At 38.8% G+C, this 14,796-nt stretch carries 8 protein-coding genes and 1 pseudogene; 2 read left to right on the top strand and 7 right to left on the bottom strand.

The window, feature by feature from the left end; genetic code table 11:
* The first annotated feature begins 556 nt into the window (after nucleotides 1-556).
* The gene (locus PVV69_RS04350) at nucleotides 557-5,518 is read left to right on the top strand and encodes a type ISP restriction/modification enzyme (protein WP_273756596.1); all 4,962 of its coding nucleotides are present in this window, start codon (nucleotides 557-559) and stop codon (nucleotides 5,516-5,518) included.
* A 1-nt stretch (nucleotide 5,519) separates the two neighbouring features.
* On the opposite strand, the pseudogene PVV69_RS04345 reads toward PVV69_RS04350, so the two are convergent.
* The 6 genes and pseudogenes from PVV69_RS04345 to PVV69_RS04320 all read right to left on the bottom strand — a co-directional run.
* Nucleotides 5,520-5,899: pseudogene (locus PVV69_RS04345) on the bottom strand (Arm DNA-binding domain-containing protein); the annotation flags it as partial.
* Nucleotides 5,900-6,839: 940 nt separating this feature from the next.
* Complete coding sequence (locus PVV69_RS04340; protein ID WP_273720609.1) at nucleotides 6,840-7,508, bottom strand: YdcF family protein; 669 nt, start codon at nucleotides 7,506-7,508, stop codon at nucleotides 6,840-6,842.
* 4 nt (nucleotides 7,509-7,512) lie between these two features.
* Nucleotides 7,513-8,466 carry an ABC transporter permease gene (locus tag PVV69_RS04335; protein ID WP_273720610.1) on the bottom strand — a complete coding sequence of 318 codons (954 nt, stop codon included), beginning with the start codon at nucleotides 8,464-8,466 and terminating at the stop codon, nucleotides 7,513-7,515.
* On the bottom strand, nucleotides 8,459-9,118 hold the full coding sequence (gene ftsE, locus PVV69_RS04330; RefSeq protein WP_273720611.1) for a cell division ATP-binding protein FtsE: 660 nt from the start codon (nucleotides 9,116-9,118) through the stop codon (nucleotides 8,459-8,461). The genes PVV69_RS04335 and ftsE overlap by 8 nt, the downstream gene beginning before the upstream one ends.
* Before the next feature lie 653 nt (nucleotides 9,119-9,771).
* Nucleotides 9,772-11,730, bottom strand: a complete 1,959-nt coding sequence (acs, locus tag PVV69_RS04325) for an acetate--CoA ligase (protein WP_273756595.1) — start codon at nucleotides 11,728-11,730, stop codon at nucleotides 9,772-9,774.
* 931 nt (nucleotides 11,731-12,661) lie between these two features.
* Complete coding sequence (locus PVV69_RS04320) at nucleotides 12,662-12,940, bottom strand: hypothetical protein (RefSeq protein WP_273756594.1); 279 nt, start codon at nucleotides 12,938-12,940, stop codon at nucleotides 12,662-12,664.
* A gap of 559 nt (nucleotides 12,941-13,499) precedes the next feature.
* Between PVV69_RS04320 and PVV69_RS04315 the strand changes: the two genes are divergently transcribed.
* Complete coding sequence (locus tag PVV69_RS04315; RefSeq protein ID WP_273756593.1) at nucleotides 13,500-13,763, top strand: hypothetical protein; 264 nt, start codon at nucleotides 13,500-13,502, stop codon at nucleotides 13,761-13,763.
* Nucleotides 13,764-14,093: 330 nt separating this feature from the next.
* On the opposite strand, the gene PVV69_RS04305 is transcribed toward PVV69_RS04315, so the two are convergent.
* Nucleotides 14,094-14,783: a YggS family pyridoxal phosphate-dependent enzyme gene (locus tag PVV69_RS04305; RefSeq protein WP_273756592.1), complete on the bottom strand. Its 690-nt coding sequence runs from the start codon at nucleotides 14,781-14,783 to the stop codon at nucleotides 14,094-14,096.
* Nucleotides 14,784-14,796 lie beyond the last annotated feature (13 nt).

Below are 14,796 nucleotides of genomic sequence, written 5' to 3'. Positions count from 1 at the left end.
CCTCTGATTAAGCAGTCGTTAATTGAGGTGTATTTGTTGTTATGCTTTTTGCTTGGATGAAGTACTCATGGGAGAAGCATTTGAGTAAAAAGAACGTGAATGGGCAAAATATTTGTTAAGTTCTTCTCAAGAGGTTTTCTGTGGTGCATGATATACTGCTAGAAAAGAGCAAAAAATGGCTTGTAGAATGGTGTGCAGATTAGTTTTCTGTTTTTACTTTGCGCAATATTTATCAGTGTGGTTGAGTGCACTAAAAAAAGCATGAAGTTATTCAGATAAGGCACTAAGTTTATACTGTAAACCATTTTGTTAAAAAGATATAACCTATAGCCATACAGATTTGACATATTAGTGTGTAAAATCTATGAGATTTTGAGCTTGAAGAGGAAATTCCACTCTTTTGCTGATAAGTAAAGTTTTCTCGATTTATTTTGCTGAGAAACTATTCCATTGTAAATAATTGAGTGTATACAGTCTAAAGTCTTTTGGATAGAACAATAGGCATTGACGGAACTATTTAGACTCGATAATTGAAGATTTTTTAACGGGGTGAAATATGACAACGCTACAGTCGCTTTTACAGACATATCATGATGAAGCGCGTAGCGAACGAGATAAGGGGACGTATTTTGAGCGTTTTGCTCTTGCTTATCTGACACATGATCCTCTCCAATCTGTTCAGTATGAAAAAGTTCAGACCTTTAAAGATTGGGCTCATGAAAATGGCTGGGATGGTGGTGATACCGGTATTGATCTTGTGGCAAAGCTTCGTCATGAAGATGGTTTTGCAGCAATCCAGTGTAAGTTTTATGATGCAGCCTATCGGATTAAAAAAGCAGATATTGATAGTTTTATTTCAGCATCAGGGAAAAAACCATTTAAGCGGCGCGTAGTTATAGATAGTACAATAACTGCTTGGAGTGAAAATGCGGAAACTATGATACGGGGGCAGGATATTCCTGTTACACGAATTGGTCTTTCCGATATGCAACAAAGTCCGATTCGTTGGGAGACTTTTGCAGCCAAAGGCAAAATTGTCCTGGAAGATAAAAAGAAACTGCGTACACATCAGCTAGAGGCATTACGTTTTGTGCGTGCTGGGCTTGCTAAGGCAGATCGGGGTAAGCTCATTATGGCTTGTGGTACCGGTAAGACATTTACCAGTCTTAAGATTGCTGAGGATTTAGCCGGTCAAGGCAAGTTTGTCTTGTTTCTTGTTCCTTCCTTGGCACTGATGTCACAGACGGTGCGTGAGTGGACAACGGATGCTGAAATTGATTTACGTTCTTTTGCTGTATGTTCCGATACACAAGTGGGAAAGCGTCGTAAAAATACGCATGATGTTGCTGAAATTGATGTGTTTGATCTTGCTTTTCCGGCGACAACCGATGCGGCAAAACTTGCAGAACAGGCAAAGAAGAGTGTTGCAGATAAGATGAGCGTGGTGTTTGCAACCTATCAATCTCTTCAGGTGGTTTCTGATGCGCAGAAAAATTATGGTTTCCCAACATTTGATCTTATCATTTGTGATGAGGCGCACCGTACAACAGGTGCAACGCTGGTGGGAGAGGATGAATCCAATTTTGTTAAGGTACATTCCAACGATATTATTCGTGCCAAGAAACGTCTTTATATGACAGCGACACCACGCATTTTTGGTGATAATGTAAAAAGTCGTGCACATGAAGTGAATGCCGTTCTTGCTTCGATGGATGATGAAAAGCTGTTTGGCAAAACACTTTTTTATCGGGGTTTTTCATGGGCTGTACAAAATAATCTTTTAACGGACTATAAGGTTATTGTTTTAGCAATGGATGAAAAACTAGTAAGTTCTGCTGTTCAAAAGCGTCTTAGTGATGACAAGTCTGAGCTTGTTTTGGATGATGCCACGAAAATTATCGGCTGTTATAAGGCGCTGACCAAACAAGATATCAAGCCTGATATTGGCACGGATCTTTATCCCATGCATCGTGCTTTAGCATTTTGTAAAACTATTCAAAATTCTAAAGTAGTTCGCGATGAATTTTCTGCGGTTGTTAAAGAGTATCTTGAGTATACGAAAGAGAACATCGAAAACGAGCCATTTTTAAAATGTGAAGTGGAACATGTTGATGGCACTTTCAATGCCAAAGATCGTGGTGCTCTTCTTGATTGGTTGAAAGCTGAGAGCGGGGATGATGTTTGTCGTATTTTGACCAATGCTCGTTGTTTGTCTGAAGGGGTTGATGTTCCAGCTCTTGATGCTATCATGTTTTTGAATCCACGCAAGAGTCAGATTGATGTTGTCCAATCGGTTGGACGGGTGATGCGTCGCTCTGAGGGCAAAAAGATGGGGTATGTTATTCTGCCAATTGGTATTCCTTCTGGGATTCCAGTGGAACAAGCTTTGAATAACAATGAAAAATATCGGGTTGTTTGGCAAATTTTAAATGCTTTGCGTGCACATGATGATCGTTTTGATGCGACAATTAATAAGGCATCCTTGGGGCAAGATATCAGCAATGTGATTGAGATTATTGGTGTCACTCAGAGTACTGAGTTAAAGGCTGTTACGGCTGTTGTAGACAACCTTCCTGTTCGCTCACAACCTGCACACTCGAGCATTGGAACATCGGAGCGTGATCGTGTTATTACAGATCAAGGTCAAGGGCAACTTTCCTTCTCTGTGGATGAGCTTTCGCGTGCCATCATGGCAAAGATCGTCAAAAAATGTGGTACGCGTGATTATTGGGAAGATTGGGCGAGCAATATTGCGGAAATTGCTAAGAATCATATCACGCGCTTAACAGGCATTCTGGCAGAGCCAAATACTGAGGCGCGTCAAGCCTTTGACAGGTTTGTGGCAGAACTGCGTGATGACTTAAACGATACTATTACAGAGACTGATGCGATTGAGATGTTGGCACAACATATCATTACGCGTCCTGTCTTTCAGGTGTTGTTTGAAGGATATCAGTTCACACGTGAGAATCCTGTCTCGCGTGCTATGCAGCGTATGCTTGATGTACTTGATGAGGCGAATCTTGATAAGGAATCCAAAGATCTTGAGAAATTTTACGCAAGTGTAAAATTACGAGCAAGTGGCATTACCGATCCAGCAGCAAAGCAGAGGTTAATTATAGAGCTTTACGATAAATTTTTCCGTTATGCTTTTCCACGTACTGTAGAAAAACTAGGCATTGTTTATACCCCCGTTGAGGTTGTGGATTTTATTTTGCACTCTGTCAATGATGTCTTAGAGCAAGAATTTGGGCAAACACTTGGCTCATCGGGTGTGCACATCATGGATCCCTTTACTGGAACGGGGACTTTTATCACGCGGCTTTTACAATCGGGTCTGATAAAGCCAGAGGAGATGAAGCATAAATTTTGTCATGAAATTCATGCCAATGAAATTGTGCTTTTAGCCTATTATATTGCAGCTATTAATATTGAGACGACTTATCATGGTCTGATGGGGGGCGATTATGTCCCGTTTGAGGGAATTTGTCTCACCGATACATTTCAGCTTTATGAGCAAGATAAAGATCTGATAAGTGATTTGCTGGTGGATAATAGCACCCGCAGGTCGCGTCAGAAAGAACTGGATATTCGTGTTATTGTTGGCAATCCCCCTTATTCTTCTGGACAAAAAAGCGAAAACGACAATGCAAAAAATATTAATTATCCTAAATTGGATAGCCGCATTGGTGAAACTTATGCTGCTCAATCCAAAGCGAGCAATGTTAATGGGCTTTATGACAGTTATATTCGTGCTATTCGCTGGGCAAGTGATCGCATAAAAGACTACGGTGTTATTGGTTTTGTGACAAATTCAGGTTTTATCAATGGATATTCTGCGGATAGTTTACGAAAAGAATTAAGTAAAGAGTTCTCAAATATTTATGTTCTCAATTTGCGAGGTGATATTCGTAAAAATATGATGAGTAAAGGGCGTGCGCAAGAAGGGCAAAATGTTTTTGGAAGTGGAAGCATGACAGGAATTGCTGTGACACTGTTTGTTAAAAATCCAAATGTTTCTAAGTCTTGTAAAATTTATTATCATGATATTGGGGATAATCTCACAACAAAAGAGAAACTCTCTGAACTTAAGCGATTGGGCAGTGTTGGTGGTATAAAGCGTGCACGTAGTTGGCAGATGATTACACCAGATGAGCATGGAGATTGGTTGGATCAACGCAACAGTGATTTTGAAGAATTTCTAGCCTTAGGTGACAAGAAGAGCAGTAATAAAAAGCTCTTTAAAACTTTTTCTCGCGGTATACAAACTGGTCGTGATGCTTGGGCACATAATTCAAGTCGTGAAGCTCTAGCCAATAATATGAGCAATATGATTGCTTTTTATAACGGTGAAGTAGAGCGTTTTAATAATACTTATGCACATTCTGATCGTAAAACACGTATAGGTGCTGTAGACGATTTTGTTAACACGGATGCCAAAAAGATCAGTTGGAGTCGTGCACTTAAACAACAGTTAGCTAGAGGAAAGGTTTTTGAACTTAAAGAGACATACCTTACTCAGAGTTCATACCGTCCTTTTACACGACAGTGGCTCTATTATAATCGCGCTTTTAATGAAATGATTTACCAAATGCCACGTATCTTTCCACTAGAAAAAGCTTTTGAAAATAGTGTTATACAAGTTACAGGAGTTGGAGCAAGCAGTGGTTTTTCTGTTCTTATGACTAAGAGTTTGCCTAATCTTCATACAATGGATACTGGTCAATGTTTTCCACGGTATGTTTATGAAAATACTGAATTCTTAGAAGATAAAGAAGAGGATCAGGTTCATTTGTTTGCAAATTTTGCAGAGGAAAGCAAAAAGGTTGGTTTAGAGCGGCGTGATGCACTCACGGATGAAGGGTTGGCATATTTTAAAGCAGCCTATCCTGGTGAAGTGATTACAAAGGATGATTTGTTTTATTATGTTTATGGAATTTTGCATTCTGAGGATTATCGTGTGCGTTATGCACACAACTTGTCTAAAGAATTACCACGGATTCCAACGGTTAAAAAGGTAGAGGATTTTTGGGCTTTTGTGTCAGCGGGGCGAAAGCTTGGTGCTTTGCATATGAATTATGAAGAGGTTGAGCCCTATTCTGTAACCTATAAGCAGGGTGATCCAAGTACTTGGATGATTTCTGATGCGGAGAGTTTTTACCGTGTTGAAGCAATGAAATTTGCAGGTAAGCGCGGTGCTATTGATAAAAGTAGTGTGATTTATAATGCACATATCACGATGCATAATATTCCTCTTGAAGCTTATGATTATATCGTTAACGGTAGGCCTGCTCTTGAATGGGTGATGGAGCGGCAGGTTGTCAAAACGGATAAAGCGAGCGGTATTGTTAATGATGCCAATCGCTATGCTGTTGAGACAGTTGGTAATCCAGCCTATCCTTTGGAATTGTTTCAACGGGTTATTACGGTAAGCTTAGAAACCATGAAAATTGTACGCAGTCTGCCAAAATTGGAAGTGCGAGAAACTGAAAATGTTAAGTTATCTATTGTGCCGTAAAAGGTGAAAACCAGATTCCGTCTTTGCTATCACTTTTTAATTCAGCTTTACGACTTTCAAAAGTCTCTAAAGTAATATCTTTTAAATAATGAAGATTGCTTATTACCTCACGCTTTTGTTTATTGCGTTCTTTAATGGGGTCACGACACTCACGTAAAACAGCCTGCCACCCAGTTGCCAATTCACGGGCTTGTTTTAAAGAGACATCTCTTAAGGGGCACCCAAGCCCATTTCACGACGACGTTCGTGAATGATATAACGGTAAATCCATTGAGCACCGCCATCTTTACGCTTATGAAGAAGCAAGTCAGCACCATCATTATATTTGCCAGCTCTCAATGTTGCGATAGATCTTGCATTAAGACGGTTCATAAGAGCCATTTTTAGTTCTTTCTTATACAAATTTGATCCACACATTCATTCCCACTTTTGATGTGCAAGCGAATGATTTTGATTGATTCAAGATAAGCAGGTTTGAAATGAGAGAATCTTACGTTATTCGGGTCTTTAATTCCATATGAATAATGCTAGATTATCATTATAAATCAATATCTTATCAAACAGTGTCGAGGCAGTGATAAAACACCATTGTTGAGGATGGTTATAGAGGGCTGCTAAAACTTTATATGAGGTATTTTTTAGCCTTGTTGTTAGCATCATAAAACGCTGTCCTTTGAGGTGTGGTGCTATTTTCCCCTATGAGAATTTTTGAGAGAGTGTGGGGTGATGTCTTGGGTCAATGCGTAGGAGTTTCTCCTTTCCTCGTATGCCACAAGTGAGGTTGGCGTGTTATGGTTTAGGAAAGATGCAAAATGCTTTTTATGTTCTTCACAGATATAAGCTATTGCAACATTACAGGCGGTATCGTTTGAGAGTGCGGTTTGCGCTTTTATGAAAATGTAAAATGGATTTTATGGCAGTCTGAGGAGTATTATTCTCAAGGTATATCATGCATGGAGCATTCTGCTGTGCATGAGAGGGCAGGGCGTGTTTGCCTAGTCTTATGGAGGGGATTGTGTACGTGGTCAGCAGATAGAGCCTATGAAATAAGAAACCGGATTGTTTGCAAACCAGTGGGGGTGGCAATCTTTGTCTTTCAGGGTAGGGAGGACGTCAATTTAAGCTCTCTTAGAATGAATCAAAATTCTTCCTCTGTATATTAATAATTAAAAAGCGGGGTTGTATCTGGATATTGAAGATAACAAAACGCTTGTTATGGATGCTCTTTAGGGCTTGTTGTGACATTTGGGTTGGGAAAGATGGGTTTGTCAATAGTGAGGGTGTTGCTTATCAAGATTTGCAGAAAAACAGTACGTAAAACTTAGAATGCGGTTCTTATATAGACTTGAATTGTTTTGATATATTGAAAGGCAAGAATACGGATTTGATTGATCTGTTGTATGATGCTTTCATCACCGCTCTTTTTAACGGGGTAGGCAATAAAATGAACCTCAGGCATGAGATATTTAAGTTCACGCATTGAACGCCACATGTGGTAATCATGGGTGACAATATAAAGGGTTTTATAGTGGTGTTTTTTGATCCAAGCTGCGCTTTCTTCCGCATTCCCTTTGGTATTTGTGGCTTTGTGGCCAATATCAACACAACAGGTAAAGAGTTGGGGTGTAATGTGTGTGCTATGCATGAAACTCTTTAGATTGGTGGTTGTATTTACGCCACTGATCAAAAGCCGCGAACCTCGCCCCTTTTGCAAGAGATTAAGCCCTGTCTCTATTCGCTTTTCTCCTCCTGTAAGAACAATGATAGCATCTGCTTTTAGCAAAGGATGGGGTGGTTGAAGGCGCTCGGTTTTTTCGGAAAAAATAATAAAACCAATACAGAAAAACAGAACAATGATTAAAAGAATAAGTGCTGTCGGTGGAAAATAGCGAAATAAGCGGCGCCATGGATTACCTATGTTACGCTTTTTCACAGAAAGCTCTGGGGTGTCTTGCATCAGTGAGTTCGGATTATAGGAATCGTGAATCATAATATTAAAAGAGACCGTTTTCGCATTGATCAATTTTTTTAAGTTGTGCAAGAATAGTCATGCGGTTTGTCAACATGGTAAGAAAAGAAACAAAAAGAATAAGACCAATGATTTTTCCATAAGGAAGAGAACTTATGGCAAGGTGTCCAAACAAGGCGGTTATTTGGCTGGCTTCCACTCTCCCTAGATTATAGTTTGTCCAAAAGGCAAAGACAGTAAACAGCAATGCGCTTGTGATACCACCATATAATGCTCCACGCAGTGCAGTTTTAAAAAAATGCCAATCAAATTGTCGTGCAATGAAAAGTGTTTCCGTGCCAAGAAAATATAATACATTGATAATATGTGCATTCTCCGCCAATGCATTGCGTGTGGCAAAGATAACCGTGAGTATCAGTGAGCCTAGAACCAATATTAAAATCGCAAAACCAATAAAAATAGTGGTGTGTGCCATGGTTGCAAAACGACTGACCCAAACACGGTGATCATCAAACTGACCTCCTGGAATTTGTGTTTTGATTGCCTGACTGATAGCACGAAAATCAATTTCTTCATTCTCTTTCAAGGTCACAATGATAAGACGGGGAAGGGGCAATTCATTTATGCTTAAATTCGTTCCAAGCCACGGTTCAAGCAATTTTTCAGTAGCTGTTTGGTCAACAATTTTGGCATCTTCTACACCAGAAAATGTTTTAGCTAATTTAACCGCATTTTGCAGGTTTTTTTCGATATCAATATTTTCAATGGGGCGTATTTGAATGGTTGCTTCATAACTGATTTGATTACTCCAACTGTTCGCAGCACGCTGGACTAAATCAACGCCGATTAAGGTGAGGCTTGAGAGAAATGTCATAATCGCAATCACTGCAACCAATGCTTGTCCAGAAATATTGCTATTGGGAATAATCGCCGTGGTGTTTTTTTGATTGCTTGTAAAAATAGGGAAAGACTTATTCATGAATCGTCATCCGTCCGTTATGGAGAAGCATACGCCGTGCTGCAACCTGTTCCATCAGGGCAATATCATGGGTGGCAATGACGACAGCTGTGCCAAAACGGTTTAATTCAATAAACAAGCGTAGCAGACGTTTTGCTAAAGGTGGATCAACATTGCCTGTCGGTTCATCAGCAAGCAAAATTTCAGGTTGATCAATGAGTGCGCGTGCAATGGCTACCCTTTGTTTTTCTCCGCCAGAAAGAACCGGTGGTAAAACATGAATATGATCTCCAAGACCTACCCAACAGAGAAGATCTTCTACTTCACTGCGATAAGTTGCTTCTTCTTGTCCTTTAATGCGTAAGGGTAAAGACACGTTTTCATAAGTGGTCATGTGATCAAGGAGACGAAAATCTTGAAAGACAACACCAATACGTCTGCGTAATGCAGGAAGCTCTTGCCGGTTGAGTAATGCTGTATCATTGCCAAATAAATCAATGTGACCACGCGTTGGTTTAAGCGCCAAAAACATTAGACGCATCAACGATGTTTTTCCTGCTCCAGAAGCACCAGTGAGAAATTGAAATGAGCCAGGAGGAATATGAAAACTAATATCACGAAGAACCTCTGGGCCCATTCCATAGCGTAGACCAACATTTTCAAAATGAATCACTTTTCGCTACCACTTCTGCTGTTATATTGTATCACTCTCAGCACTTTTACTCCCATTGTTTTTGGCTGTTGGTTTAAGATTATACTCCACACCTTGCAATATTATCCCTCTGTTCTTGAGAAATATTGCTGAATATCATTCATTATATATCTCCTTAATTTTATCTTTATTTATGATTTTAGCAAGAATTCCAAGGTGTTTCTAGCAGAAACATAACAACCGCTATTTCTGTTTTTTTGAGGTTTAGAATTGATCTTGCTTGGTTGGCGGTTGGTAAGATGTTTTGTATCGCTTGCTTTAGATTGTGTTAAAACTCGCTATGGGCATTTTTTATCTTTGCTTGTTTTTCTTTTTTACCAAAAATAACATTGATTTATAAGGATAATTTATTATTTTGGAATTTGAAAGAAAGTTTTGCAGATAGTACATTCATTGTATGCTTTTTTATCATGAGTATAAACTCTTCTATTTGTGCTTCATGGAGAATGCATGTGGGGAACGTTTAAGAAAAGTATAAGAGACTTTTCATCAATTCTCTTAAATAAAAAGGGTATCCGTAATATTTTGCGTTGGCAAAGAGAATAGTTGTACAAGCTGAGATCTTTCATGGGGGCTTTAGCAGAAAGGCTAAAGCCCACACGGGTAGTATTGTGCTAAGCTGTGGTTTCTTTATTTTGGCGATTGGCAATAAGATCATCAACAACTTGTGGTTCGGCAAGGGTTGAAGTATCTCCTAGATTGTCAAAATTATTTTCGGCAATTTTGCGCAAAATACGTCTCATAATTTTTCCTGATCGCGTTTTGGGAAGTTGGGGCGCAAATTGTACTTTATCCAATATGGCAATGGAGCCTATTTCTTTTCTCACATGCTTAATAAGCTCGTTGTGCAACGCTTCACTTGGAGTTGTCCCTTCCATGAGGGTGACAAAACTATAAATTCCTTGTCCTTTAATGGCATGAGGGTAACCAACAACAGCGGCTTCTGAAACAGCAGGATGAGAAACAAGCGCTGATTCAATTTCTGCTGTTCCTAGTCTGTGTCCAGAAACATTGAGAATGTCATCAACCCGTCCTGTAATCCAGTAATAGCCATCGCTATCGCGCCTACAACCATCGCCTGTAAAATATTTTCCTTTATAGGTGGAAAAATAGGTTTCAATAAAACGTTTATGGTCACTATAGAGGGTGCGCATTTGTCCTGGCCATGAGTCAATAATACAAAGATACCCTTCTGCTTCACCTTCCAAAATATTTCCTTGCTCGTCGATGATTTGGAGTTGTACTCCAAAAAAAGGACGTGTGGCAGAGCCTGCTTTAAGCGGTGTTGCGCCAGGAAGGGGGGTGATCATATGTCCTCCTGTTTCTGTTTGCCACCATGTATCAAGAATAGGACAGTGATTGTTTCCAACTGTATGGTAAAACCATTCCCATGCCTCTGGATTAATTGGTTCGCCCACGGTACCTAACAGACGTAGGGATGTTCTTTTCGAGCGTTCAACAAATGAATTTCCTGTTCCCATTAAGGCGCGAATAGCCGTTGGTGCGGTGTAGAATATATTGACTTGGTGTTTATCAACAATTTCCCAGAATCTACCGTTGTCAGGAAAGGTTGGTGTGCCTTCAAACATTAAAGTGGTAGCGCCATTGCATAAGGGGCCATAAACTAAGTAAGAATGCCCCGTAATCCAACCAATATCAGCAGTGCACCAGTAAATTTCACCAGCATGATAATCAAAAACGTATTTATGGGTCATTGCGGCATAAACAAGATAACCCGCTGTTGTATGCAAAACACCTTTCGGTTTGCCTGTAGAGCCGGAGGTGTAAAGAATAAAAAGGGGATCTTCAGCATTCATTTGTTCTACGGGGCAGTCTGTTTTTGTATGGGGTATTTCCTCATGATACCAAAAATCCCGTCCCTCTACCCAATCAATTGGTCCGCAGGTACGTCGTATGACCATGACTTGGTCCACATGCACGTTTTGGCGGGCTGCAATCTCAATGGCATGGTCAACATTGTCTTTTAAGTTAATTCGTTTGCCACCACGCAAGCCGTGATCAGCGGTGATGATGAAGGTCGACTTACAGTCAACAATGCGTCCTGCTATGGCTTCAGGAGAAAAGCCTGCGAAAATCACTGAATGGACAGCGCCAATGCGGGCACAGGCGAGCATAGCATAGGCTGCTTCGGGAATCATGGTTAAATAAATGGTGACTCTGTCACCTTTTTTAACGCCGTGGTTCTTTAAGATATTGGCAAAACGGCCAACATGTTGATGAAGTTCATGATAGGTTATTTTTTTATCATGATAAGGATTATCACCTTCCCAAATGAGGGCAATTTTATCACCATGGTTTTTCAGGTGGCGATCAATGCAATTATAGGCAACATTTGTTATTCCATCTTCGTACCACTGAATCGATACATCATCATTAAAAGACGTGTTTTTTACTTTTGTAAAAGGTTTAAACCATTCAATACATTGTCCATGTTTTGCCCAGAAGCTTTCTGGATTATTGATGCTTTCTTGATACCACTGTTGATAGGTTTCCTCGTTGATGAGAGCAGTTTTTTTTATATTCTCTGGTATTGGATAGATTTTTTCAGACATTAGTTCCCTCTTTTCATATTGTTGGGAAAAATCAGCCACTGTATCCTTTAGGCAAAACTTCTCCGTAAGCTTTTCATTTGGAGAGTAGATTAAATGACAAAAATTGGAATAGTCAATTTTTAAAATCTGATATGATGATATTGCAGAGAATATTTTATGCTGTTTTTGGGTGCTTCAATGTGGAAAAGTGTATTATATTATAGAACTTTTTATAGGCGCATAAAAAATGAGAGTTTTTAAAATATCTTTTAAAAAGACAGATGAAGGCGCTTTATTGCTTTGAATGTTTTTATGTCTTGTATTCTCTTGTTTTGAAAAGAAATATTGTTACGATATTAATATAAACCGAAATATCTACGCAAAAAATCAGAGATAAAGAACATAATAACTGACGTTAATGCCATTAGAATAGACAATTTCCACCCCATACCACTGAGTACTTTAAAAGGAATGGCAATTATAGGAGTTATTATAATGAGCATGAAAAATAGTCTTACAATTTCAGAATAAATATCCATTATAACAAAATCCTAGTTATACTATATGAGATTAGTAGATATCTCTGAAAATTATTTTTTTAGTGTTATCGCAACTCATCTAATAAAGATTAATATAAACCAAAGTACCTACACAAATTATCCAAAATAAGGAGCACAACTCCTCCCGATAATGATGTTATGATAGCTAACTTCCAACTCCGACCACAGCATACTTTGATAATAGTAGTATAGAGAGAGACAAATACAACAAACATGCAAAACATTCTTATTATTTCATAATGAATATTCATTATAACAAAATCCTGATTATAAGATGTGCCCCATAGTAGATATCTCTAAAAATTATTTTATCCATAGATATAGATAATTAACTTTAGTGTATTTACAAAATTATCAATTTCAGAGATATCTTTGTTGCTATTCTCTATAAATTAGAACCAACACTCATGAGCTTTCTCGATGAACCCCCAACCAAAACCTCCTATGAATCCCGTTGTAAAACCTGCAACTCCACCTGAAAATGCACCTGCTGGTCCTCCAGTTATACCACCCAGAACTGCTCCGCCTAATCCTGCTTGCACCCCTGCATTGAAGCCTTGTGCATTCATATGAGATATAAAGTCGTTAGGGCGACAAGCACTTCCATAAACAGGTGTTAAATCATTTATAGTATAAGTTAAACCTGAACTAAAATTTCTTATGTTACTCAACCTTAATTATCTCTATTAAATAATATCACAATGATACATTTCAAATTGCTATCATGCGTTTTAGAGAAGTGTAAAACATAATTTTTAACATTATCAATAAAAAGAATGCTTATGTTATTTGTACATGAAATTATTCTGCTTAATAAGATAAGAATATTATTTATAATAATTTAACTTATAAGAAACAATATCCTATTTTTACTTAATTTTAGTTTAAAATTACAAGAATTTTTCATATGAAAAATTGGTGTTTTTCTCTTGATTTATGAGAATAACAAGGAAATATATTTATATCGTTTTTGAACTCAGTTGCGTTGTTAGTGTTATGTATGCGTTTGCTTGGTGAATTTTTGTTTTTAGATGATTGCTGTATGCATCTTTCCCTTTTGGTACGCAAAAAGCTTCTATGGTATTTATGATTGCTCCTATGCTGGCTAGCCATGGCTCTTAGTGTTCTCTTGGGTATTTGAGGTATTTATTCAATCAAACAGCTTGCATTGAAATATGGGCGCTGATTGATGTTTTAATCCTCTCTTCGTGTATTTTATGCCATTGGTACGTGAGGCAATGGTTCACATCTCTTGCAGAAGTTGAGAGAATTCGTGGTTTTAACGAGAATTATCATGATGTTCGTGCTGAATGTTTTGTTTCATACAGGTTTGATGAATATTACTCATGCAAACAAGTGCTTAGAAACGTTGCGCATTATTTCTCTTATGGCTCTCTTTTTTCTTCGTGTGCATTTCGCCTTTCTTATTTTGCCTTAGTTGGGTTGTGGTCGTTTTGGTGGAGTGGTGATGAGAGAGGGTGTTTGGCAAAATAGAGCCAATGCGGGATATCAGAGCCAAATTGTAGAGTTTTTGTGACGCCATTCTATGTATTGCCGATCTGTTGGAAAACAGATCATGGGAGAAGTTTTGGAGAACCGGCTTTTTTGCTCATTTTTCTAATAGGGAGAAAGAGGGACTAGGTTTTTTCTCGACAGGAGTGGTGGACATCAGAGCAATGACCTCAAGTCCATAGTGATTTTTACACTGGGCAATAAAAGGGATTACTTTTTGCGGGGTAATGCCATTTTTTTTGCGGCTCTAAGCCAATATTGGCTTGAGCATATGATTTTCAATGGAAATGAATTTATGGAGAGGAAATTGCTTTATACAGGGCGCTTGCCAAATAAAGCAGAGCCAATGCGAAGGATATTCGAGCCAAATTGCAGGGCTGTTTTAAAGTCATTAGACATGCCCATGGAAAGCTTTGGGATTCCTGCTTGTTTTGCTAGTTTTGCTAAGAGGGCGAAATAGGGACCGGGATTCTCCTCTACTGGGGGGATGGTCATCAGACCAATGATATCAAGTCCATAGTGATTTTTACACTGGGCAACAAAAGGGACTACTTCTTGGGGGGCGATACCACTTTTTTGCGGCTCTAAGCCAATATTGACTTGAACATAGCAGGGGAGATGTCTTTGTTGTTTTTGCATTTCTTCTGCTAAACTTTTGGCTATTTTTTCGCGATCAACAGTTTGAATAACATCAAAAATTTTGACAGCTTGTGCTGTTTTGTTCGATTGTAAAGGACCGATAAGGTGAAGTTCAATATTTCTAAACTGTTGACGCAAGATGGACCATTTTTCAGCAGCTTCTTGCACACGGTTTTCTGCAAAGAGCGTTTGACCTGCTTGTAAAAGAGGGCGTATATTCTCTATAGGAACAGTTTTTGAAACAGCAAGAAGTTGAACCTCTTCTGTGGGGCGATGATATTCTTTACATGTTTCAGTAATATCCTTTTGTAAATTTTTCCATGCTTCAAGAGAAGGATCAGGGGGGGTGATGTGTGTGCTCATCTTTTTATACTTT

The organism is Bartonella sp. MM73XJBT (genome assembly GCF_028618465.1).
Classification (GTDB): Bacteria; Pseudomonadota; Alphaproteobacteria; order Rhizobiales; family Rhizobiaceae; genus Bartonella.
This window is presented reverse-complemented; position numbering and strand designations above follow the sequence as displayed.